This window comes from Bacteroidota bacterium, assembly GCA_038746285.1.
In the GTDB taxonomy this organism is placed as follows: domain Bacteria; phylum Bacteroidota; class Rhodothermia; order Rhodothermales; family JANQRZ01; genus JANQRZ01.
In genome coordinates this window covers 67,524-87,308 of the sequence record JBCDKT010000010.1, presented here as the reverse complement: position 1 = coordinate 87,308, position 19,785 = coordinate 67,524, and the positions used below count along the sequence as shown (strand labels likewise).

Below are 19,785 nucleotides of genomic sequence, written 5' to 3'. Positions count from 1 at the left end.
CGCGCAGGCGGGAATCCAGAGCTTGTAGTACGCCTTCTGGATTCCCGATCAGGGTCGGGAATGACTCGATGTGAGGAGGTAACAGTAGCAGAACAGCGTTTCTGCGCCATCAGGGCCTCTCAAGTTGCTAACAAGCTCTAGGTGGGTGCTTCTACTCAACAGACACTCGACATGCAGCCGCTCAAGGATCGCACGAAGCAGTTTGCCGTGGCCGTCATCAGGTTTTGTTCAAGCCTACCTCCGAAGGACGAGTACGGGGTCATCGGGCGGCAGCTCATGCGGAGCGCGTCGTCAGTGGGAGCGAACTACCGGGCAGCCTGCCGTGCCCGCTCTCGCCGCGACTTCATCGCCAAACTATCCATTGTGGAAGAGGAAGCCGACGAGTCTGCGTACTGGCTCGAAGTCATCCAAGCGCTCGGCGACGACCAAGTCGATGCCGCCCAGCGTGCGCGGCTGCACCAAGAGGCAGAGGAACTGCTCGCCATCACGGTAGCTTCCAAGAAGACGGCACGCCGCAACGCCTAAAGTCCCACTCGCCATTCGACACTCGCCCCTCGAAGCTCCCTACAGCCAGTCCTTGCGTTTGAAGTAGGCCAGCATCCCGACGAGCAGGAGGCCGATCGCGCCGAGGAAGTAGAAGTAGCCGTTCTCGACCTGGAGTTCGGGGATGTAGGCGAAGTTCATCCCGTAGAGCCCGGTCAGGAACGAGAGCGGGATGAAGATCGAGCCAATGACGGTGAGCACCTTCATCACCTCGTTCATCTTGTGGCTGAGCGACGAGAGGTAGAGGTCCACGAGGCTCGACAGCACGTCGCGAAACGACTCGATGAGGTCGACCACCTGGATCGTGTGGTCGTAGGCGTCGCGGAGGAACAGCTTGGTCCGCTCCTCGACGAGCGGCGACTCGTCGCGCAGGAGTGCGCTCAGGACCTCGCGGAGCGGCCAGATCGAGCGGCGCAGGAAGATGGCCTCGCGGCGGAGGCCGTTGATCTCGGCCTGCACCTCCGGCTGCGGGTTGTTGAGGACGACCTCCTCCAGCACTTCGATGTGCTCGCCGATGCCCTCGATTACAACGAAGTAGTGGTCGATGATGACGTCGAGGAGCGCGTAGGCGAGGTAGTCCGCCCCGACCGAGCGGATGCGGCCGGCCGAGGCGCGGAGGCGCTCGCGGACGGGCTCGAACACGTCGCCCTCGCGCTCCTGGAACGAGATCACGTAGCCCGGCCCGAGGACGATCCCGACCTGCTCGACGCGCGCCTCCTGCCGCGCCGCCTCGCCGTCCGGAGTCCCCAGCGTCCCGGCCTGGATCATCTTGGCGACGATGAAGAGCTGGTCGTCGTAGGTCTCCAGCTTGGGCCGCTGCGTCGTGTTGACGAGGTCCTCCTGCACGAGCGGGTGCAGCCCGAACGCCTCGCCGAGTGCGCGGATCGTCTGCGGGTCGCGCACGCCGACGACGTCGATCCACGCCACACCCGGCTTCTGGCTCCGGGCCGCCGCCTCGGCGACTGTCACGCCGCTGGCCTCGTCGATCTGGTCCTCGGTGTAGTGGGTGACCGAGATGCGCGAGGCAACGCGCTGGTCCTCGGGCAGTTCAGGTAGCGCCCCCGGAACCTGGCCGACGCGGCGAGGGGAGGCCGGATGCTCGATCAGGCCGATCGTGCGGAGCGGCAGGCGGACGATCTCGCGCCCGAGGCCGCGCCCTAGTGCTTCCAGGCGCCGGGTCTGCCGCTGCGCCTGCCGGAAGAGATTGTCCGAGGTGGGATCCGACGCCATGCTAGAGGTTACCGTCGGCGCGGCGCTCCGCCTCGGCGGCGCGCCGCTGCGCGTCCTCGGCCATGCGCCGGGTCTCGGCAGCGATGCGCTCCGTCTCGGCTGCACCGCCCGACGCGGCGGGCGCGTTCGAGAGCGCGGGCGGGTGCGTGTCGACCACCGGCGTCGGCTTCGCAGCGGCCGGCGGCGCGTCGCGCTCGGCGAGCTGCCGCTTCAGCGTCTTGATCTGCCCGCGCGCGCGCAGCCGGCTGGGAATCGAGCCCACGGAGCCGAGCAGCACGCCGACCAGGAGCGAGACGATGATGACGAGCGCGAGCGGGACCGGGACGCTTTGGAAGGTCAGAAACTCGACGTCTACCTGCTCCGGGTTCTGGAAGGCGAACACGACGGCGATGATAGCGACGAGGAGGGAGAGGATGAGCGCGAAGCGCATAGAGAAGCCTCGGGGGGATGAGCGGAACGGACACCGGTAATTAACGAAAAAAGACGGTACGGCGGGGGACGGGTGTTGCCGGCGCGAAGGAAGCGGAGGGCGAGGAAGTGAGGAATAGAGAGAATGAGTAGAACGAGAGGAACAGGGCTGGCCTCCCGCACGGCGGAGAATCCAGCGGGACCGACAGCCGCGTGCGCGCTCCTCGCCGAACCAACCTTCCCCACCGTCGTATCTCTGTTCCCGTTCACACGATATTTCTCTTCGCCGCTGGACCCGACGGGGGCCACGCTCGTTCGAGGCAGAAGCGCTTCCGGGCACTGCGTACCTCCTGCGCTTTCCTTACGCTATCACCTACCGAACCGCACCATGTCTATTCTTTCCCAGATGAAGGGCGTCTCCGCCAAAGATCAGCAGATGATCCAGGAGGCCGAGACCATGATGGGGCCGGAGCCCGAAGAGATGGGCTTCATCAAGAACATGTTCTGGGGCCGCATCCGCGAAGACCTCGTCTTCCCCTACCCCCAGGTCCCGGCAGACGAGAAGGCTACGTGTGACGCCCTCCTGGCCCGGCTCGACGAGTACCTCGAGAACGAGCACCCCACAGTCCAGATCGACCAGGAAGAGGAGATCCCCGAGTGGGCCATCGCAAGGCTCTTCGACCTCGGCGTGCTCGGCATGACGATCCCGGAGGAGTACGGTGGCCTCGGCCTCGGCGTGGCGAGCTACAACCGCATCCTGGAGCGGATCGGGCGGACGTGCGGCTCGACGGCTGTCGTCGTCTCGGCGCACCAGTCGATCGGCTGCAAGGCGCTGATGCTCTTCGGGACGGAGGAGCAGAAGAAGGACCTCCTTCCCCTCGTGGCGCGCGAGAAGCTCTCCGCGTTCTGCCTCTCCGAGCCCCAGGTCGGCTCCGACGCCGCAGGCCAGGAGACCTACTGCCGGCTCAGCGAGGACGGCACGCACTACATCCTGAACGGGGAGAAGAAGTGGTCCACGTCGGGCGCGCTCGCGGGCCTCTTCACCGTGATGACCAAGCAGGAACTCACCGACCCCAAAACGGGCAAGACGAAGACCGGCGTCACCGCGCTCATCGTCACGCCGGACATGGAAGGCGTAGACATCTTCCAGAAGAACCGCTCCAAGACGGGCATCCGCGGGACGTGGCAGGCGCGCATCCGCTTCAACGACGTGAAGGTACCCGTCGCCCGGCGGATGCACAAGGAGGGGCAGGGCCTGAAGGTCGCGCTGACGTGCCTCAACTACGGGCGCTGCACGCTCTCGGCAGGCGTCACGGGCGCAGCCAAGCAGGCGCGCGACCAGGCCGCGAAGTGGGTCCGCACGCGCTACCAGTTCAACCGCCCGATCTCGGAGTTCGAACTCGTCCAGCAGAACGTGGCCAAGATGGCCGCGCTCTGCTACGCGATGGACGCGATGCTCTACATGACGTGCGGCTTCCTCGACCGGCACGACAAGGACATCATGGTCGAGACCGCCGCGTGCAAGGTGTTCTGCTCGCACTACGGCTGGGAGGTCATCGACGCCGGGATGCAGATCATGGGCGGCGAGGCCTACGTGACCGAGAACGAGTACGACCGCCTCTGGCGCGACAACCGCATCCACCGCATCGTCGAAGGATCGAACGAGGTGATGCAGTCGTGTGTCTTCGCCTACGGCGGCAAGCAGCTCGCGGAGTACATGCTCGGCGTGCTCAACGCGGTCGAGTGGGACGAGGAGTCGGGCGCGCTCGACAACATCAAGCGGATCGTGGCCAGCGCCGTCAACCCGGACATCGTCAAGAAGGGGACGCCCCTGGCCGCTGAGATCTTCATCGGCAAGAAGCGCCCGAAGGCGAACGTGCAGCGGCTCCACCCAGCGCTCCAGGGCCAGGCCGACCTCCTCGCCCGGCACGTCCAGACCCACAGCCGCGAGTTCAAGCTGACCTCGAAGCGGCTGGAGGAAACCATCGTCACGCGCCAGGTGATGCAGGCGCGCCTCGCCGACAACGCGATGCTGATGTACGCCTGGGCCTGCGTTCTCTCGAAGCTCGACGGCCAGCTCCGGGCCGGCGAGCGCGGGGCCGCCTTCGAGCGCGACAAGGCGGCGGCGCTCCACTTCCTCCGCCTCGCCGACCTCCAGATCCGCGAGAACGTCCGCGGCCTCAGCCGCAACGCCGACGTCTCGATGGTCGAGGCCGCGCAGGCCCAGTACGCGCTGACCGACACCGAGCCCAACGCCGACTACTACATCCACGAGTCTGCTCCCGAGGCCAAAGGCACCGGCCGGGCCGTCCAGGCCGAGTCGGTCAAGCAGTTCCCCGGCGACGCTTACGCCGGAGGCGACGGCAGCGCGGGCGACGGTGCGGCTGCGACGCTGAACCCGGAGAGCACACCCTCGCCCGAGAAGGCGTAAGCGAAGGCTCTAGACACGAAAAAGGGGGGTGCCTTGGCCAAGGCACCCCCCTTCTCGTTGCGTAGCGTCTGCTATCCGGGGTGTGCTACTCGGGGAGCCAGATGTAGGCTCCGTCCAGTCCGATGTAGCCCATCCGCTCGCCTATCCACACGCGGGCCACGCCGCCCCGGAACGCGTCCACCTCGTCGAAGGTAGGGTTGCGGACGAACGTGCCGGCGGTGTCGATAAAGCCCCACTGGCCCTCTACCGCCACGGCGGCGCGGCCTTCGGCGAAGGGACGCGCCTCGTCGTACGCAGGGCCGAGGACGCGCTGCCCCTGCGAGTCGACGTACTCCCACTGGTTCTCCGTGCGGACCGGCGCAAGCCCGTCGCCGAAGTCACCCGCGCTGATGAACTGCGGGTCGATCAGGAAGCTGCCGGTGTCGTCGATGAAGCCCCAGTTGTCCCCGACTTTGACGGCGGCCAGTCCACCGGAGAACGAGCGAGCCTGGTCGAACTGCGGCTCGATCGCCGTCGCGCCGTCGGGGCTGAGGTAGCCGAACTCGTCGCCCTGCTCGAACAGAGCGAGACCTTCGGCGAAGGGTTCGGCCTGCAAGTACTCGGGCTCGATCACGAGGCCACCGGTGCGGTCGATGTAGCCGTAGCGTCCGCCCAGCCGGACCCGGGCGAGGCCGCCGGAGAAGTCGTCCGCCTGCTCAAAGTACGGGTTGATCGCATAGCGCCCCTCGGTGTCGACGAACCCGTGCCGCCCGCCGATGCGCACGCGCGCGAGGCCCTCGGCGAAGGGGAATGCCTCGTCTACGGGCAGGTCGAAGCGGAGCGTGCCCTCGGCGTCGATGTAGCCCCAGAAGTTGCTGCCGTTGCTGCGGCCCCGAACCGGTCCGACTTCACCGATGAAGTCGAGGGCGGCGAAGTACTCGGGCTGCACAACGATCTGCCCTTCGGCGTCGATGTAGCCCCAGCGGTCGCTGCGTTCGATGGGGAAGAGGCTGGGGGCCGCGTCTGCGCCGATCGGCATGTCCGGCCCGGCGTCGCCCGACTCAGCAGAGTCGCACGCCGTCCAGAGCGGCAGGAAGAAAAGCAAAAGCCAGAGGGAGTGTTTCATAGCGGTTGAGAGGTTGGGGTAGCTGTCGGCCGTCAAGGACGAATCGCTTATCATTCGGTGGGCTGCCAGACGTAGTCTCCGTTGCGGTCGATGTAGCCGATCCGCTGGTCGAGTTCGACGCGGGCGATGCCCTGAAACGGGAAGGCCGCCGAGAAGCGCGGCGTGGTGATGATGAGGCCGGTGGCGCAGTCGATGTAGCTCCACCGCGAGCCAAGGAGCACGGCGGCGCGGCCCTGCTGGCACGGCGTGGCCTCGTCGAACTGGGGGGTGATCGTGAGGTCGCCCGCCGTGTCCACATAGCCGAAGCGCCCGTCCACGCGCACCGGCGCGATGCCTCCGCCGAACGAGCCGGCCGCGTCGAACCGGGGGTTGACGAGGACGCTGCCCTGGGTGTCCACAAAGCCCCATCCGTCGCCGATCAGGACGGGCGCGCGCCCGTTGCTGAAGGCACCGGCTTCGCCGTAGGTGGCGGCGATCACCAGGCTCCCGGCCGGGTCGACGTAGCCCCAGCCGTCGAGCGTCTCGACCGGCGCGAGCCCCTCGGAGAAGTCGCCGGCCGAAGCGAACTGCGGCTCCACGACGACGGCACCGGTGGCGTCGATGTACCCCCAGCGGAGCCCGTCGCGCACGGCAGCGCGCCCCTCGGCGAACGACCGGGCGTTGTCGTACCGCGGCTCCACGACGAACGCGCCGGTGGCGTCGATGAAGCCCCAGCCGTCCACCGTGCGGACAGGAGCCAGCCCGTCGCCGAAGCGCCCGGCGAAGTCGAACTGCGGCTCGACGACGACGGCGCCGCCTTCGTTCACGAACCCCCAGAACGGGCCGATGCGCACGGCGGCGAACCCGCCCGCGAAGTCATCGGCCGAGTCGAACTGAGGCTGGACGAGGAGGCTACCGCGGGCATCGACGAAGCCCCACACTTCGTCCACCACCACGGGATAGCCCGCAGCCTCGGAAATCGGCTCACCGGCGATGGGAGTGTCGGGACTGTCTCCGTCTCCGACGGCGTCGCACCCGGCGACAAGGAGGGCGGCGAAAAGGAGTGAGGTGCTCAGGCGTTTGGACATGGCGAGAATCAGTTGTGGCTGCCGGTCAGCGGACGAGAGTCATCGGGCGGCTCTGCGCGCCGCGCCGCGTGTCGAGGTGGTAGAAGTAGGTCCCGCTCGGGAGGTCGCGGGCGTCGAACCGCAGGGCGTGAGCGCCTGCCGCGTGAGGGCCGTCGGCAAGCGTGCCGACCGTCCGGCCGCGCACGTCGAGCACGCGGAGGCGCACCGGCCCGGCCTCGGCGAGGCGGAAGCGGATCGTGGTGTGCGCGGTGAACGGGTTCGGGTAGTTGCCCTCGACCACGAAGTCGGGGGCGGCCGGCGCGTTCTCTGTGTCGACGGGGTTGGCCACGAAGGGCAGAGTGTCGAAGTCGTCGAAGAGCACCTGACTCGCCTCGCTCGACGTCAGCCCGAACCAGTGGGAGAGCAGCGTCGCGTAGACCTGCCGGTAATCGACCGAGAGCTTCAGGTTGCCAGCGTTGTCGAGGTCGAGGAGGTCGGGCGCGTCGCCGTAGAAGCCGCCGTTGACGCCGCCGCCGAAGAGCATCATCGGGGCTGCTGTCCCGTGGTCGGTCCCGGCCGAGCCATTCTGGTCGACGCGCCGCCCGAACTCGGAGAACGTCATCGCGAGCACGTCGTCCGCCGCGCTGTCGGCGGCGAGGTCAGCGTAGAACGCCGTCATGCCCTCGGCGAGGCGGCCGAGGATGACCTGGTGGCGTTCGAGCTGGTTCGAGTGCGTGTCGAAGCCGCCGATCTGGAGCACGTAGAGCCGCGCTCCGAGGTTGCCTTTGATGAGCCGGGCGATCACCGCGAGCGTCTCGGCGAACGAGTCGTCTGGGTACTCGACGCGGTTGGCACCGGCCTCGGACGCCTCCACAACGGCGTCGCGGTAGCGGAACGAGGCGTTGAAGATGGAGCGGATGAAACTCAGCTCGTCGCCGTGCGCGGTGGGGGGTACCGCCGCCTCGTCGTAGAGCACGCCGCCCTCGGCCAGGTCGGAGAGTTGGCGGGCGCTCGAGAGGCTCATGCCCATCGAGAGGTCCGCCCCGCGCGTGAGCGTGGACGTGGCCCCGCCGATGCGGATCGCTACCGGGAAGTCGGGCGGCTCGAAGGCGTAGTTGGGATACCGCTGGTCGAAGTAGCGGCCCGTCCACCCGGTGCGGACCTGGTCGTCGGCGCTGCTGCCGGAGGCCCAGATGTCGGTTGAGCGGAAGTGCGAGAGGTTGTGCGACGGGTAGCCGACGGTCTGGACGACGGCCATCTTTCCGTCGCCCCAGAGCGATTCGAGGCTGCCCATCGCCGGGTGCAGTCCGGTCTCGCTGTCGAGGGCGACAGTCTCGTCGCGGGAGAGCGCAATCGTCGGGCGGAGCTGGTAGTAGCGGTCGTTCGTGACGGGAACGATCATGTTGAGCCCGTCGTTGCCGCCTGCCATCTGGACGATCACGAGCGAACGGTTGCCCGTCAGCCGAGCGAGGCGCTGCAGCAGCGGCGCATGCCCAAACGCTTGCACCTGCCGCCCGCCGAGCAGGAACGGCGCGGCCCCGGCAGCGACGCTGGTCCGCGTCAGGAAGTCGCGGCGGCTCCACGCAGCGTGGTCGCGGTCGTGGGCGCGCCCATGCTCGAGGGCAATCGCGCGCTCGGCCGGCGTCGGAGGGGCAGGGTGGCTGTGGTGATCACACATGAAGTAGGTAGAACCGGTCAGGAAACGAGGATGGCCGTATGCTGCGCGCAAGGCGGCGGGCAGACGAAGCACCGCGGTGCCTCATTACGTCAGTTGAAACTCGGGGAGCGAAACGAGGTGGTTGAGGAGCGTCCGCAGGCGCTCGCGCGCGATCTCCGGCGTGGTCTGCAGCAGGAACGGCCACTCGTAGTAGGGCGCGCCGACGAGGAGCAGCTCGACGTGGTAGTCGCGGTCCTCGCCGCTGAAGTCGGCGGCGGGCAGAAGGAACGCTGGCAGGTCGTCGGCGATGGAGTAGACGTTCGTCGCGTCCGTGATCTGGTCGAGGAGCGGAAGCGGGTCGTACTCGTCGAAGGGGCCGCCGCCGAAGAGGGCGCGGCTCGAAACGAGCTGCCGCTCGGGGACGGTGCCGGTTGTGATCCACGTCCGGTAGCCAGTCCAGCCGGCCACGTTCGGCGGATTGAGTAGCTCCTGGCCGAGCGCGAACCCCAGCTCGCGGTAGGACGACCAGACCGCGTCCGAGGGCTGGATGTCCAGTTCCCGCACGAGCCCGACGAGGAACTCGCTCGGGTCCTTGATCCGCGCTCCGATAAACACCTCGTCGAAGAAGTGCGCGCTCGAGAGCAGGCGCTGCACGACGGGCGCGATCTGCCAACTCCCGGCGATCAGTTGGTCAGCGAGTTGGTTGACGATCGACTCGTTCGGGACGCCGTAGACGAACCACGCGTAGAGCTTGCGGCACAGGCGGCGGGCCGTTTCGAGTGCGCGCTGCGCAAAGATGAGGTCGAGGGCACCGGCGTAGTCCCACCGCCCGGTCTGCCCGAAGATCGTTTTCTGGCCGTCGTCGTGGCGCGCCGCGTCGAAGTAGGAGGAGAGCGTCGACTCGTTGACGCGCCAGCCGGTGAGCGCCCGCGCGAGTTCGGCGATGTCGTCCTGCGTGTAGTGCCCGATCCCCATCGTGAACAGCTCGCACAGCTCGCGGGCGTAGTTCTCGTTCGGATCGGCGGCCACGTTGTAGCGCCCGTCGAGGTAGATCAGCATCGCGGGCAGCGTGCCTACGCCGTCCAGGAGCGTGCGGAAGCTGCCGAGGGCGTGGGCGCGGAGGTGGGTGACGTACTGGTAGGCGTAGGGCGCGAGGCCGTAGACGTTCGACTCGGTGGCGAAGTGGTCGTGCCAGAAGAGGGTCATCTTCTCGCGGAGGCCGCCGGCGCGCATCTCGGCGTACCAGCCCTCCTGCCACTCGTAGAGCCAGTCGATGTTTTGGTTGCCGCTCGGGACCGAGTCGTACCACGGCGGCGTGTCGGGCAGCGGCCGGTCGAGCGCCTGCTGGACGAAGAAGGCGACGGCATCGGACGGGCTGCGAAAGAGCGCCTCGTTCAGGTCCGGCACGCCGACCCCGAAGGCGAGGCGGCGCAGGAGGTGAGAGGCCCTCCGCTCGTCCCAGGGTGCGGATGCGGACGGAACGAATGGTTCCAGCCCGCCCGCGACCGGCGGCGGCGCACCCGCAGCCGTCGCAGACGCCTCGGCCAACGCCGGCGATGCGGAAACGGTAGGTAGCGAAAGGAAACGGCGACGATTCATGCAGGCGTGCAGGCAATCCCAGAGGAAGCATTCGCCCGAGCGAGACCCGGGCTGAGTCCTGTTTCGGGTGCTGCCGCCCGGTAGAAAAGTCACGGTCTAATAGGCGGAGACTATCGCCAGCCAGCACGACACCCCGCAAGCGCTAAAGACCCCCGCGTTTCGAAATACCCGGCCCCCTTGAAGAAGTGACAGTAGATCAATACCTTGCTGCGTCGGAAGGGTAGCGTGCCCGCTGCGCTGTCTATCACCCACCTCAGCCCCTAACCTCCTATGTGGAACGAGTTCAAAGAGTTCGCCGTCAAGGGCAACGTCGTCGACATGGCCGTCGGCATCATCATCGGCGCAGCCTTCGGGACGATCGTCAAGGCCCTCGTCGATGGCATCCTCATGCCGCCGCTCGGCCTGCTCCTCGGCGACGTCGACTTCGCCAATATCTTTACCGTGCTGAAACAGGGCGACCCCGCCGGCCCTTACGCCACGCTCGAAGCGGCCACCGCCGCCGGCGCTGTCACGATGAGCTGGGGCGTGTTCATCAACACTGTCATCTCGTTCCTGATCGTCGCCTTCGCGGTATTCATCTTCGTCAAGTGGGTCAACAACCTCAAGCGCGAGGCCGAGGAAGAGGTCGCCGAGGAGCCGGCCGCGCCGGAACTGACCGCCGACCAGCAACTGCTGACCGAGATCCGAGACCTCCTCAAGCAGCCCGATACCGCCTGATCGTCCACGGTGGGGGCGACCGGCCGGTCACCCCTACGCGGTCCGCTTCATCCGATCTGGTCGAAGCCCGTGTAGGCGCGCAGCGCTTCGGGGATCGCGACCGAGCCGTCGGCCTGCTGGTTGTTTTCCAGGAGAGCAGCGACGATGCGGGGAAGAGCGAGGGCGCTCGCGTTGAGCGTGTGGACGAACTGTGGCTTGCCATTCTCGTCGCGGAACCGGATATTCGCCCGCCGCGCCTGGTAGGCCTCGATGTTGCTGACCGACGAGACTTCGAGCCAGCGCTCCTGGCCGGCGCTCCACACCTCGAGGTCGTACGTCTTGGTCTGGGTCATCCCCATGTCGCCGGTGGCGAGGACCAGGCGGCGGTAGGGAAGGCCGAGCGTCTGGACCGCGCGCTCGGCGACCTTGCGGAGCACCTCCAGTCGGTCATAGCTCTCGTCCGGGTGGCAGAACTCGACGAGTTCGACCTTGTCAAACTGGTGGAGCCGGTTGAGGCCGCGCACGTCCTTGCCGTAGCTCCCGGCCTCGCGCCGGAAGCACGGCGTGTAAGCCGTGTACCGGACCGGCAGGTCGGACGCGTCGAGGATTTCGCCCCGGCGGTAGTTGACGAGCGCGACCTCGGAGGTCGGGACGAGGAAGAGGCTGTCTAGCTCAACCTGGTACATCTGCCCTTCCTTGTCGGGAAGCTGGCCCGTCCCGATGCCGGAGGCTTCGTTGACGAGAAGCGGCGGCTGGACTTCGGTGTAGCCTGCCTCCGTGGCGAGGTTGAGGAAAAGCTGGATGAGTGCCCGTTGCAGGCGCGCGCCCCGGCCAACGTAGAACGGGAAGCCCGCGCCCGTCACCTTCGCCCCGCGCTCGAAGTCGACGATGGGACCGCTCGCGGTCCCGCCGTGCTGCTCGGCGAGCTCCCAGTGCGGCTTCGGCGCGAACTCGAAGGCGGGCTTGTCGCCGACCTCGGCGTCGATCACGTTCGCGTCCTCCCCGCCGACGGGAACGCTGGGGTGAGGGAGGTTGGGGATGTCGAGCAGGAGGCGGCGCTGCTCGTCTTCCAGCCGCCGAGGTTCGTCCTCCAGTTCCTTGACGCGCTCCTTCAACTCGCCCGTCCGCTGGATGAGGGCCTGCGCTTCGTCGCGCTTGCCGGCCCCCATGAGCTGACCGATCTGCTTCGACGAGGCGTTGAGTTCGGTCTGGGCCTCTTGCAGCTCGGTCTGGGCAGCGCGGCGCCGCTCGGCTACGTCGAGCACGCGGTCGACGCTGGCCGGGTCGCCGAGGTTTTTGTCGCGCATGGCTTGGCGGACGCGCTCGGGGTCGCCGCGGAGGGTCTGAAGGTCGAGCATGGCTGTTATTGCAAGGTAAAAAAAGAGACCGTCAAAATATCACCGCCCGCCGTGCGTCACGTTGATTTGCCGGCGCGGCTGCCGATGTTCACGCTACCTTTGTCTCTCCGCCTCCCGCCGACCCGATGCTCCTCCGCCTGTTCCTTCTGGCCCTCGCGCTCAGTGCAACCGGCTGCGACGACGAGAACCTCGAAAACGACCTCGTCGGCGTAGGGTGGGCGCTCCGCGAGATCGCGCTGCCGCCGGGCGACAGCACGGCGCTGGCACCGGCGTCGATTCGGTTCACGAGCGACACCGCCGTCGAGATCGAGTCCTGCAACCGGTGCGAGGGGCGCATCGGACGCGCCAGCAACGAACTCGACTTCAGCCTCCTGGGCTGCACCGAGCGGGCGTGCCCCAGCATGCTCGACCTCGGCCCGCGCCTCGGGGCTGCCGACCGTGTGGCCTTCTCGCTCTCCGACGACGGTCTCCTCCTCATCGCCGACCGCGACGACGCACTGAGCATCTTCCGCTTCGAGGCCGAGTGACAGTGGGACAGTGGGACAGTGGGACAGTGGGACAGTGGGACAGTGGACGAAAACCGATTAAGCTAGCAAGGCCGCCGCGCTCCGCGCCACCGTCTGACCGTCTACTGCGTTACCGGAATCCCGAGCCGCCGGCCGAAGTGGTCGAGCGCGTCGTCGAGCGCGCGCGGCTTGTAGCCGAGTTCGGTCTCGGCTTTGAGGATCAGCAGCCCGGTGCGGAGCGGGCGCGGTGCGTCCGGGTGCAGCACGTCGGTCGTCGTCGGGGTGAGGAGCGCCGGGTCGAGGTCGAACCGCTCGGCGAGGCGGCGGGCAAAGTCGAAGACCGAGATGATCTCGCGCCCGGCGAGGTGGTAGAGCCCGTTCTTGCCGAGGCGGACGGCGCGGGCGATCCCGTCGGCGAGGTCGGGGATGTAGGTCGGCGTGCGGAGCTGGTCGGTGCAGACCTCAGTCGGGACGCTGCGCTGGAGACGGTCGGTGAGCCAGAGGCCGAAGTTGGACCGGCGGAGCGCCGCGCCCGTCCCGAAGCCGAGCGCGGTGCGGACGACGGTCCAACGGCGGAGGCCGGCGGCGCGGACGGCGTTCTCGCTGGCCCACTTGGAGCGTCCGTAGAAGTTGATCGGGTCGGGCCGGCCGCGCTCGTCGTAGGGACCGGCGGTGCCGTCGAAGACGAAGTCGGTCGAGAGCTGGACGAGGCGGGCCCCGTGCGCCTTGCAGCGCTCGCCGAGCGCGGCCACGGCGTCGACGTTGACCGTCCAGCAGGCGTCGCGGTTGGCCTCGCCGTCCTCCACCTTCGTCACCGCCGCGCAGTTGATGACCACGCCCGGCGCGAAGTCCACGAACAGCCGCCGGACCGCCTCGGCGTCGGTGATGTCGAGTGGCGTGTAGCCGCACGAGCCGGCCGTGAAGCGCGGCCGGGGGTCGCGGCCCGTCGCTAGCAGGTCCACCTCGGGCTCGGCGCTGAGCCGCTCGACGAGCGCCTGCCCGACGAGGCCGTTGGCACCGGTGAGGAGGACGCGCTGGTAAAGGGGAGGCACGGGGGTGGGTAGCGTTGAGCCGGTTTCGAGAGAGTGCCTGGAGACGTGATGCGTGATTTCAGTATCCCACGTTTCGGCGGGTACCCTCGCCCATCACGCCTCGTGCACGACCGCCTCTCGAAGGTACGCTACGATCTCGGCCAGCGGCGTCCCCGGCGTGAAGACCTTGCCGACGCCCATCGCCTCCAGCTCAGGGATATCCTCGCCCGGGATCACCCCGCCGCCGATCACCACCACGTCGCCCATGCCTTCGGCCTCCAGCCCGTCGCGGAGCTTGCGGAAGACGGTCCCGTGCGCGCCTGAGAGGATCGAGACGCCGATCACGTCCACGTCCTCCTGCAGCGCCGCCGAGACGACCTGCTCCGGCGTCTTGCGCAGTCCGGTGTAGATCACCTCCATCCCCGCGTCGCGCAGCGCGGCGGCCACGACCTTCGCACCTCGGTCGTGCCCGTCGAGGCCGATCTTGGCCATGAGTACGCGGATCGGACGGGATTCCATTGGGTGATTGATTGAACCGGCGATTGGGTGAGTGGGGCAGCGGCGCCACGAGGCAAAACTACGGCACTCGCTTCACCTCCGTGACCACAGGAGCAAACGGCACCCACCCGGTCACGGATAGTAGCGCAGGCCGAGCGCGCCGCCGAGGTCGAAGTCGGTGTCCGGCGCGAGAGCGAGACGCGGGGTGAGCTGGCCGAAAATCTCGATGGGGCCGGTGTGAAATCCCAGTCCGGCGTTGAAGCTGAAGCCGACGCCGGTGTCCCGGTCGTCGGCGGCGCTGAGGAAGGCACCGGGGCCGTAGAAGTAGCGGAGGTCGGCCGCCGCGCCGGGGACGCGGCGCTCGCGCAGCAGCAGGTGCCCCTGTACGAAGAGACGGTCATCGTCGAGGTCCCACCCGGCGGCGAGGTCGAACGCGCTCGGGCCGGCCCCGAAGCGGAGCGCGAGGCCCGTCGGGTCGCCGACCTGCCCGCCGATGCCGAACTGCGCCGCAGCGGGCGCGGCACTAGCTGCGAGGAGGACGAGGAAGAAGAGTCGGATCACGTCTTGCGCTTCTGCTTTTTGGCGGCCGGGAAGAGGACGTTGTTCAGGATCAGCCGGTAGCCGGGCGAGTGCTTGTGGAGGGCGAGGTCCGTCGGCGGGTCGCCGACGAAGTGCTGGTAGTCCTCGGGGTCGTGGCCGCCGTAGAAGGCGAAGAAACCCTGCCCGAGCGGGCCGTAGAGGTAGCGCACCTCGCCGCGCCCCGGTGCCTCGGCGAGGACGACCACGCCGGGCTTGACGAGGTGCTTGCGGAAGTTGGTCGTCTGCCCCATGAAGCCCTTGACGGTGGCGACGTGGTTCTGGGTGAGCATCGTCGGGACGGGGTCCCACTTGGCGGAGAAGTCGAAGAGGGTGAAGTAGTCCACGGCCGGGTTGCGGAGCTGCGGCGGCGGCGTCACGTCGATGTCGGAGTGCTCGTACTCGAGGGCGTTGAAGCTCGGGCGGAAGTTCTGGAAGGCGAGCGTCCGCGAATAGTCGAGGCGGCCGGCGGCGTCGGGGTCGAACGTGTCGCCGTCGAGCTCCTGCGGGACGATGTCGAGCCCCCGGGCGGCGAGGGCGATGTCGAAGGTGTCGGTGCCGGAGCACATCGCGAAGAGGAAGCCGCCGCCCGCGACGTAGGCGCGGATCTTCTCGGCGACGGCGAGCTTGAGTTCGCTGACCTTACTGAACCCGTAGGCGCGGGCGCTGGCCTCGGCGTCGCGTACCTGCTCGCGGTACCACGCCGCGTTGCGGTAGGAGGCGAAGAACTTGCCGTACTGCCCGGTGAAGTCCTCGTGGTGGAGGTGCAGCCAGTCGTACTCGCTGAGCTTGTCGTCGAGCACGTCGGGGTCGTAGACGAGGTCGTACGGCACCTCGGCGTAGGTGAGGGCGAGCGTCACGGCGTCGTCCCAGGGGAGCGACTGCTTGGGCGCGTAGACGGCGATCTGCGGGGCCTTTTCCAGCCGCACCACGCTCGTGTTGGAGCCGGGACTCTCGACCTCGGCGATGACCTGCGCGGCCTGCCCGCCGCCGAGGGGCTCGAAGCTCACGCCGCGGATGCGGAGCTCCTGCTGGAGCACGTCCGTGCCCGCTGCGAGGAACGACCCGCCCCGGTAGTTCAGCAGCCACTCGACGCTCATCCCCCGGTCGAGCGCCCAGTAGACCGCGCCGTACGCTTTGAGATGGTCGCTCTGCCGCTCGTCCATTGGGATGAGGAGGTCCTGGCCGCTGGCCTGGACTGGGAGCAGCAGGAGCACGGCGAGGAGGTTGAGGAGTCGCATAGCGAGTTGGAGCGGTAAGAACAGGGAGAGCGGGAAGAAAGGGTCGGTCCTATTCCCGTTCGAGTAGAGCTTCGAGTTCGACAGTGCGGACGTGGCACTCGTCTTCGGTGACGCGGACGTTCTCGCGTCGCCAGGTCTGGTATCCAGCCTTGCTGATCGTGACGTCATAGCGCCCCGCGCGCTCCCACGCACCGAGCAGATCGAGGTCACCCGGCTCTGGGGGCACCTCGTCGTACGTGCCGAGCGTGTCGGCGAAGCCAGCGTCACGGGCGATGCCGAGAGCCTCGAAGGCGGCGGGTTCTCCGGTGTCGGCATCTCGCACCGAGACCCTCAACCCCGGTACGAACTCGCCAGTGCAGATGGGGTCACCGATGACAGCGTCGCATCCAGCGACGAGAAGCATGAGGAGCAGGACTAAGAAGATTCGCATGCGGCCAGCCGTAAAGTCTATGTCTCGTCATTCCCGCGAAGGCGGGAATCTACCGGTTTGGCTACGCTTCTGGATCCCCGCCTTCGCGGGGATGACTATTTGAAGCTAGACAGCGAGACCTCAATCTCCTAGTCCTCAAGTCCCTCAATCCTTCCGACAGGCTCATACTCCGTCTCCTCTCAAACGGCGGATGCGGGCGCGGGCTTCGGGGGCGAGGAGGGAGCCGGGGTAGCGGGCGAGGAGGTCGGCATAGCCGGCGATGGCGGCTTGCGGGTCGGCGAGGTCCCGTTCCTGGAGTTCGGCGGCGGTGAAGACGGCGTGGTCGGCGAGGTGGCTGTCCCCGAACTGGCCGGGGAAGGCGTCGAGCGCGTCGAGGGCCTCGTCGAAGCGGCCGAGGGCGCGGAGCAGGTCGGCGCGGAGGAAGTGGGCTTCGTCGGAGAGCTTGTGGCCGGGCGCGGCGGCGAGGAGGCTGTCCACGGCGTCGAGGGCGAGGGCGGGGCGCTGCTGGCGCTGGAGCAGCCGGGCGCGGGCAAACGCGCGGAGCGGGGCGTTTGTCGAGTCCGGCCCGGTGTTCTCGGAGACGAGCAGCTTGAGTTCGATGGCGTCGTTGGCGACGTCGGTGGCGGTGTTGCGGTTCATCGCCTGGGTGCGCAGCTTGGCCGTTTCGAACTGGCCCTCGTAGAACGCGAGCCGGGCGAGTTCGAGCCGCGCCCGCTCCGCCGCCTCGCCGATCCGCTCGCCCTCTTCCACGCCCGCGAACGCGGTGCGCGCTGCCACGAGGTCGTCGCGCAGAATCGCCACCTCGCCGAGATCGAGCCGGGCCTCGGCGGCGACCTCGCCGTCCGGGTAGCGGCGCAGGATGTCGCGCAGGAGCGCCTCGGCCTGGCCGTAGTCCCGGAGCACGTCTTTCTGCAGGCCCGCGAGGCGGCGGAGCGCGACCGGCTGGCTCGGGTGCGTCGGGTGCTCGCGGAGAAACTGCTCGTAGCGGGCGAGCGCGGCGTCGTAGTCGGTCGCCGGGATGCGGTTGCCGCCGGCGTCGAAGGCGCGCTCGCCGCCTGCCTCGGCGCGGCGCTCGTGGAGCAAGGCCGTGCCGAGGAGCGCGAACGGAGCCATCGGCCCGTCGGCGTGGCGGTCGAGGACGATCTGGTAGGCGGCGAGCGCTTCGTCGAAGGCCTCGGCGCTGAGGGCGGACTCAGCGAAGACGAAGAGGCTCTGGCCCTGCTCGCTGCGCAGCCGGTCGAGGGCGCGGACGGCGTCGAGCGCGGCGCCGAAGTCGCCGGTCTCGGCGTAGAGCCAGGCCGCGAGCTCGCGGTAGGGGAGGACGAGCGGCTCGCGCCGGATGAGCCGTTCGAGCGCGGCTGTGAACGCCGCGTCGGCCCCGTCCTGCTCCAACATCTGCCCGATGCGCGACTGCACGAAGCTGAGCCGCTGCGGGTCGCCGCCGAGGAGTGCGGCGTACTCCTCGAAGGCCTGCTCCTGCTTGCCCGTTCGGCCGTAGAGGTCGGCCAAGCGGATGCGGTAGCGCGCCGGGTCGCCGGTGCGGGCGCGGCCCTGGAGGAGCGTGGCGACGGCGTCGTCGTAGAGCCGTACGGTGATCTGCGCCGTGGCGACCTGCTGGTAGGTCGAGGCGCGCGCCGGGGCGGAGTCGAAGGCCGCTTGCCACGCGGCGGCGGCGGCCTCCGGGTCGTCGTTCAGGAAGTGCAGGCGGCCCTGCTCGGCGAGGAGGTTCGGGGTCGCGGCCGTCTGCTCCATGCGGCTCTCGATGAGCGCGAGTGCGTCGCCGTAGCGCTTGGCGGTGACGTAGGCCTCCTTGAGTTTGTCGTAGACCGGGAACGAGTTAGGCTCGGCGGCGAGGAGGTCCTCGAGCATCGCCAGGGCGCGGTCGGTCTGCCCGGCGCGGAGGTAGGCGTCGGCGAGCCGGAATTTGCCCTGCTCCTCACCGCCCCGGCGCTGGATCGTCCATCCGTTGTTTTGCTGCGCGAGCGCGGGGAGAACCGGCGTGGCAAGCAGCGCGACGAAGAGAGCGGTAAAAAAGCGAACGTGCATGGTGAGCCGGGAGCGCGGCGTTGTGGTATGGAGCCTCAACGCGTATGTTTCGCCGCTTGTTGTTTCTCAGCGCCGCGCGCCCGCACTCTCGGTGCCCGACCCTCGACACCCGCCGCTTCCCATGCTGCCTCGCCTCGACGCGCCCGTCCGGCTGCCCGCTGCCGGCCCCCGCGGCCTCGCCATCCTCGGCTCCACCGGCTCGATCGGCACGCAGACGCTGGAGGTCGTCCGCCTCTTCCCCGAGCGGTTCCGCGTGGTCGCGCTCTCTGCCCACACCAACGCCGACCTCCTGGCCGAGCAGGCGCGGGCGTTCCGGCCGCAGTTCGTCGCCCTCCGCGACGCGGCGCGGGCCCCCGGCCTCCGCGATGCCCTCGCCGGGACCGGCGTCGAGGTGCTGACGGGCGACGAGGGGATGGAGGCCGTCGGGCGAGCAGGCGAGGCCGACACGGTCGTCTCGGCCGTCGTCGGGTTCGCGGGGATGCGGCCTACGCTGGCCGCGATCCGGGCTGGGAAGCGGATCGCCCTCGCCAACAAGGAGACGCTCGTTGTGGCCGGCGAGCTGGTGCGCGACCTCGCGGCGCGGCACGACACGGCCGTGCTGCCGGTCGACAGCGAGCACTCGGCGCTCTTCCAGTGCCTCGTCGGCGAGCCGCCGGGGTCGGTCGAGACGCTCACGCTGACGGCCTCGGGCGGGCCGTTCCGCACGCGCCCAGCCGGGACGTTCGAGGCGATCACGAAGGCGGAAGCGCTCGACCATCCCAACTGGGACATGGGGGCCAAGATCACGATCGACTCGGCCACGCTAATGAACAAGGGTCTGGAGGTGATCGAGGCGCGGTGGATGTTCGACCTCGGGCCAGAGCAGATCCGCGTCCTCGTCCACCCGCAGTCGATTATCCATTCCTTCGTCACCTTCAACGACGGCTCAGCGAAGGCGCAGCTCGGCGTGCCCGACATGCGCGTCCCGATCCAGTACGCCCTCTCGTTCCCCGACCGCTGGCCCGCCCCGCACCCCCGCATCGACTGGTCCGACCTCGCCCGGCTCGATTTCGAGGAGCCGGACCTCGCCCGCTTCCCGTGCCTCCGCCTCGCCTTCGACGCGCTCGACGCGGGCGGCACCGCGCCCGCTGTGCTCAACGCCGCCAACGAAGTCGCCGTCGCCCTCTTCCTGGAGGAGCAGATCGGCTTCACCGACATCCCCCGCCTCGTCGAAGCCGCCCTCGAACAGGCAGGCACCAGCCGGCCGGACTCGCTCGGCGCGCTCGAGGCCGTAGACCGCGAGGCCCGCGCCCGCGTGCGGGAACTCCACGGAAGCCTCACGGTCTAGCCGGAGCCTCGGGTACGCTCGCCGGTTGGCTGCCCGTTGGCACACGGCAGCACCTGA

General features: G+C 68.5%; 18 protein-coding genes. 5 read left to right on the top strand and 13 right to left on the bottom strand.

What is annotated here, in order from left to right:
* The first annotated feature begins 171 nt into the window (after positions 1–171).
* The gene (locus AAGI91_05290; protein ID MEM1042025.1) at positions 172–525 is read left to right on the top strand and encodes a four helix bundle protein; all 354 of its coding nucleotides are present in this window, start codon (positions 172–174) and stop codon (positions 523–525) included.
* 39 nt (positions 526–564) lie between these two features.
* Here AAGI91_05290 and corA read toward each other — a convergent pair whose 3' ends face one another.
* Positions 565–1,773 (bottom strand): magnesium/cobalt transporter CorA, encoded by a 1,209-nt coding sequence (corA, locus tag AAGI91_05285; GenBank protein MEM1042024.1) that lies wholly within the window; start codon positions 1,771–1,773, stop codon positions 565–567.
* Position 1,774: 1 nt separating this feature from the next.
* Entirely contained in the window at positions 1,775–2,203 is a 429-nt protein-coding gene (locus AAGI91_05280) for a LapA family protein (GenBank protein MEM1042023.1), read from the bottom strand.
* Positions 2,204–2,569: 366 nt separating this feature from the next.
* Here AAGI91_05280 and AAGI91_05275 point away from each other — a divergent pair, with 366 nt between their 5' ends.
* Positions 2,570–4,612: an acyl-CoA dehydrogenase family protein gene (locus AAGI91_05275; GenBank protein ID MEM1042022.1), complete on the top strand. Its 2,043-nt coding sequence runs from the start codon at positions 2,570–2,572 to the stop codon at positions 4,610–4,612.
* 85 nt (positions 4,613–4,697) lie between these two features.
* On the opposite strand, the gene AAGI91_05270 is transcribed toward AAGI91_05275, so the two are convergent.
* From AAGI91_05270 to AAGI91_05255, 4 genes are all read right to left on the bottom strand, one after another.
* Positions 4,698–5,717 carry a WG repeat-containing protein gene (locus AAGI91_05270; GenBank protein MEM1042021.1) on the bottom strand — a complete coding sequence of 340 codons (1,020 nt, stop codon included), beginning with the start codon at positions 5,715–5,717 and terminating at the stop codon, positions 4,698–4,700.
* Positions 5,718–5,767: 50 nt separating this feature from the next.
* Positions 5,768–6,784 carry a WG repeat-containing protein gene (locus AAGI91_05265; protein MEM1042020.1) on the bottom strand — a complete coding sequence of 339 codons (1,017 nt, stop codon included), beginning with the start codon at positions 6,782–6,784 and terminating at the stop codon, positions 5,768–5,770.
* Positions 6,785–6,809: 25 nt separating this feature from the next.
* A complete protein-coding gene (locus tag AAGI91_05260; protein MEM1042019.1) occupies positions 6,810–8,441 on the bottom strand; it encodes a DUF1501 domain-containing protein in 1,632 nt (543 codons plus the stop codon).
* An 84-nt stretch (positions 8,442–8,525) separates the two neighbouring features.
* On the bottom strand, positions 8,526–9,968 hold the full coding sequence (locus AAGI91_05255; protein ID MEM1042018.1) for a DUF1800 domain-containing protein: 1,443 nt from the start codon (positions 9,966–9,968) through the stop codon (positions 8,526–8,528).
* 321 nt (positions 9,969–10,289) lie between these two features.
* Between AAGI91_05255 and mscL the strand changes: the two genes are divergently transcribed.
* Entirely contained in the window at positions 10,290–10,736 is a 447-nt protein-coding gene (mscL, locus tag AAGI91_05250; GenBank protein MEM1042017.1) for a large-conductance mechanosensitive channel protein MscL, read from the top strand.
* Positions 10,737–10,783: 47 nt separating this feature from the next.
* Here mscL and serS read toward each other — a convergent pair whose 3' ends face one another.
* A complete protein-coding gene (gene serS / locus AAGI91_05245) occupies positions 10,784–12,073 on the bottom strand; it encodes a serine--tRNA ligase (GenBank protein ID MEM1042016.1) in 1,290 nt (429 codons plus the stop codon).
* Positions 12,074–12,198: 125 nt separating this feature from the next.
* Here serS and AAGI91_05240 point away from each other — a divergent pair, with 125 nt between their 5' ends.
* Entirely contained in the window at positions 12,199–12,600 is a 402-nt protein-coding gene (locus AAGI91_05240; GenBank protein ID MEM1042015.1) for an META domain-containing protein, read from the top strand.
* Between the two features lie 101 nt (positions 12,601–12,701).
* Here AAGI91_05240 and AAGI91_05235 read toward each other — a convergent pair whose 3' ends face one another.
* The 6 genes from AAGI91_05235 to AAGI91_05210 all read right to left on the bottom strand — a co-directional run bounded on the left by AAGI91_05235 (position 12,702) and on the right by AAGI91_05210 (position 18,401).
* A complete protein-coding gene (locus AAGI91_05235) occupies positions 12,702–13,631 on the bottom strand; it encodes an NAD(P)-dependent oxidoreductase (GenBank protein MEM1042014.1) in 930 nt (309 codons plus the stop codon).
* A 93-nt stretch (positions 13,632–13,724) separates the two neighbouring features.
* Positions 13,725–14,129: a cobalamin B12-binding domain-containing protein gene (locus AAGI91_05230; protein ID MEM1042013.1), complete on the bottom strand. Its 405-nt coding sequence runs from the start codon at positions 14,127–14,129 to the stop codon at positions 13,725–13,727.
* 111 nt (positions 14,130–14,240) lie between these two features.
* Positions 14,241–14,669, bottom strand: coding sequence for a hypothetical protein (locus AAGI91_05225; GenBank protein ID MEM1042012.1), 429 nt, complete (start codon positions 14,667–14,669; stop codon positions 14,241–14,243).
* Positions 14,666–15,925 carry an asparagine synthetase B gene (locus AAGI91_05220; protein MEM1042011.1) on the bottom strand — a complete coding sequence of 420 codons (1,260 nt, stop codon included), beginning with the start codon at positions 15,923–15,925 and terminating at the stop codon, positions 14,666–14,668. The genes AAGI91_05225 and AAGI91_05220 overlap by 4 nt, the downstream gene beginning before the upstream one ends.
* Positions 15,926–15,974: 49 nt before the next feature.
* Positions 15,975–16,355: a carboxypeptidase-like regulatory domain-containing protein gene (locus tag AAGI91_05215; GenBank protein ID MEM1042010.1), complete on the bottom strand. Its 381-nt coding sequence runs from the start codon at positions 16,353–16,355 to the stop codon at positions 15,975–15,977.
* A 162-nt stretch (positions 16,356–16,517) separates the two neighbouring features.
* A complete protein-coding gene (locus AAGI91_05210) occupies positions 16,518–18,401 on the bottom strand; it encodes a tetratricopeptide repeat protein (protein MEM1042009.1) in 1,884 nt (627 codons plus the stop codon).
* 121 nt (positions 18,402–18,522) lie between these two features.
* On the opposite strand from AAGI91_05210, the gene AAGI91_05205 reads away from it, so the two are divergent.
* On the top strand, positions 18,523–19,728 hold the full coding sequence (locus AAGI91_05205) for a 1-deoxy-D-xylulose-5-phosphate reductoisomerase (GenBank protein MEM1042008.1): 1,206 nt from the start codon (positions 18,523–18,525) through the stop codon (positions 19,726–19,728).
* Positions 19,729–19,785 lie beyond the last annotated feature (57 nt).

What these genes read in the sequence shown, in the direction of transcription:
- AAGI91_05290 (MEM1042025.1), top strand. Translation starts at nt 172, where the DNA reads ATGCAGCCGCTCAAGGATCGCACGAAGCAGTTTGCCGTGGCCGTCATC.
- corA (MEM1042024.1), bottom strand. Translation starts at nt 1,773, where the DNA reads ATGGCGTCGGATCCCACCTCGGACAATCTCTTCCGGCAGGCGCAGCGG.
- AAGI91_05280 (MEM1042023.1), bottom strand. Translation starts at nt 2,203, where the DNA reads ATGCGCTTCGCGCTCATCCTCTCCCTCCTCGTCGCTATCATCGCCGTC.
- AAGI91_05275 (MEM1042022.1), top strand. Translation starts at nt 2,570, where the DNA reads ATGTCTATTCTTTCCCAGATGAAGGGCGTCTCCGCCAAAGATCAGCAG.
- AAGI91_05270 (MEM1042021.1), bottom strand. Translation starts at nt 5,717, where the DNA reads ATGAAACACTCCCTCTGGCTTTTGCTTTTCTTCCTGCCGCTCTGGACG.
- AAGI91_05265 (MEM1042020.1), bottom strand. Translation starts at nt 6,784, where the DNA reads ATGTCCAAACGCCTGAGCACCTCACTCCTTTTCGCCGCCCTCCTTGTC.
- AAGI91_05260 (MEM1042019.1), bottom strand. Translation starts at nt 8,441, where the DNA reads ATGTGTGATCACCACAGCCACCCTGCCCCTCCGACGCCGGCCGAGCGC.
- mscL (MEM1042017.1), top strand. Translation starts at nt 10,290, where the DNA reads ATGTGGAACGAGTTCAAAGAGTTCGCCGTCAAGGGCAACGTCGTCGAC.
- serS (MEM1042016.1), bottom strand. Translation starts at nt 12,073, where the DNA reads ATGCTCGACCTTCAGACCCTCCGCGGCGACCCCGAGCGCGTCCGCCAA.
- AAGI91_05240 (MEM1042015.1), top strand. Translation starts at nt 12,199, where the DNA reads ATGCTCCTCCGCCTGTTCCTTCTGGCCCTCGCGCTCAGTGCAACCGGC.
- AAGI91_05230 (MEM1042013.1), bottom strand. Translation starts at nt 14,129, where the DNA reads ATGGAATCCCGTCCGATCCGCGTACTCATGGCCAAGATCGGCCTCGAC.
- AAGI91_05220 (MEM1042011.1), bottom strand. Translation starts at nt 15,925, where the DNA reads ATGCGACTCCTCAACCTCCTCGCCGTGCTCCTGCTGCTCCCAGTCCAG.
- AAGI91_05215 (MEM1042010.1), bottom strand. Translation starts at nt 16,355, where the DNA reads ATGCGAATCTTCTTAGTCCTGCTCCTCATGCTTCTCGTCGCTGGATGC.
- AAGI91_05210 (MEM1042009.1), bottom strand. Translation starts at nt 18,401, where the DNA reads ATGCACGTTCGCTTTTTTACCGCTCTCTTCGTCGCGCTGCTTGCCACG.
- AAGI91_05205 (MEM1042008.1), top strand. Translation starts at nt 18,523, where the DNA reads ATGCTGCCTCGCCTCGACGCGCCCGTCCGGCTGCCCGCTGCCGGCCCC.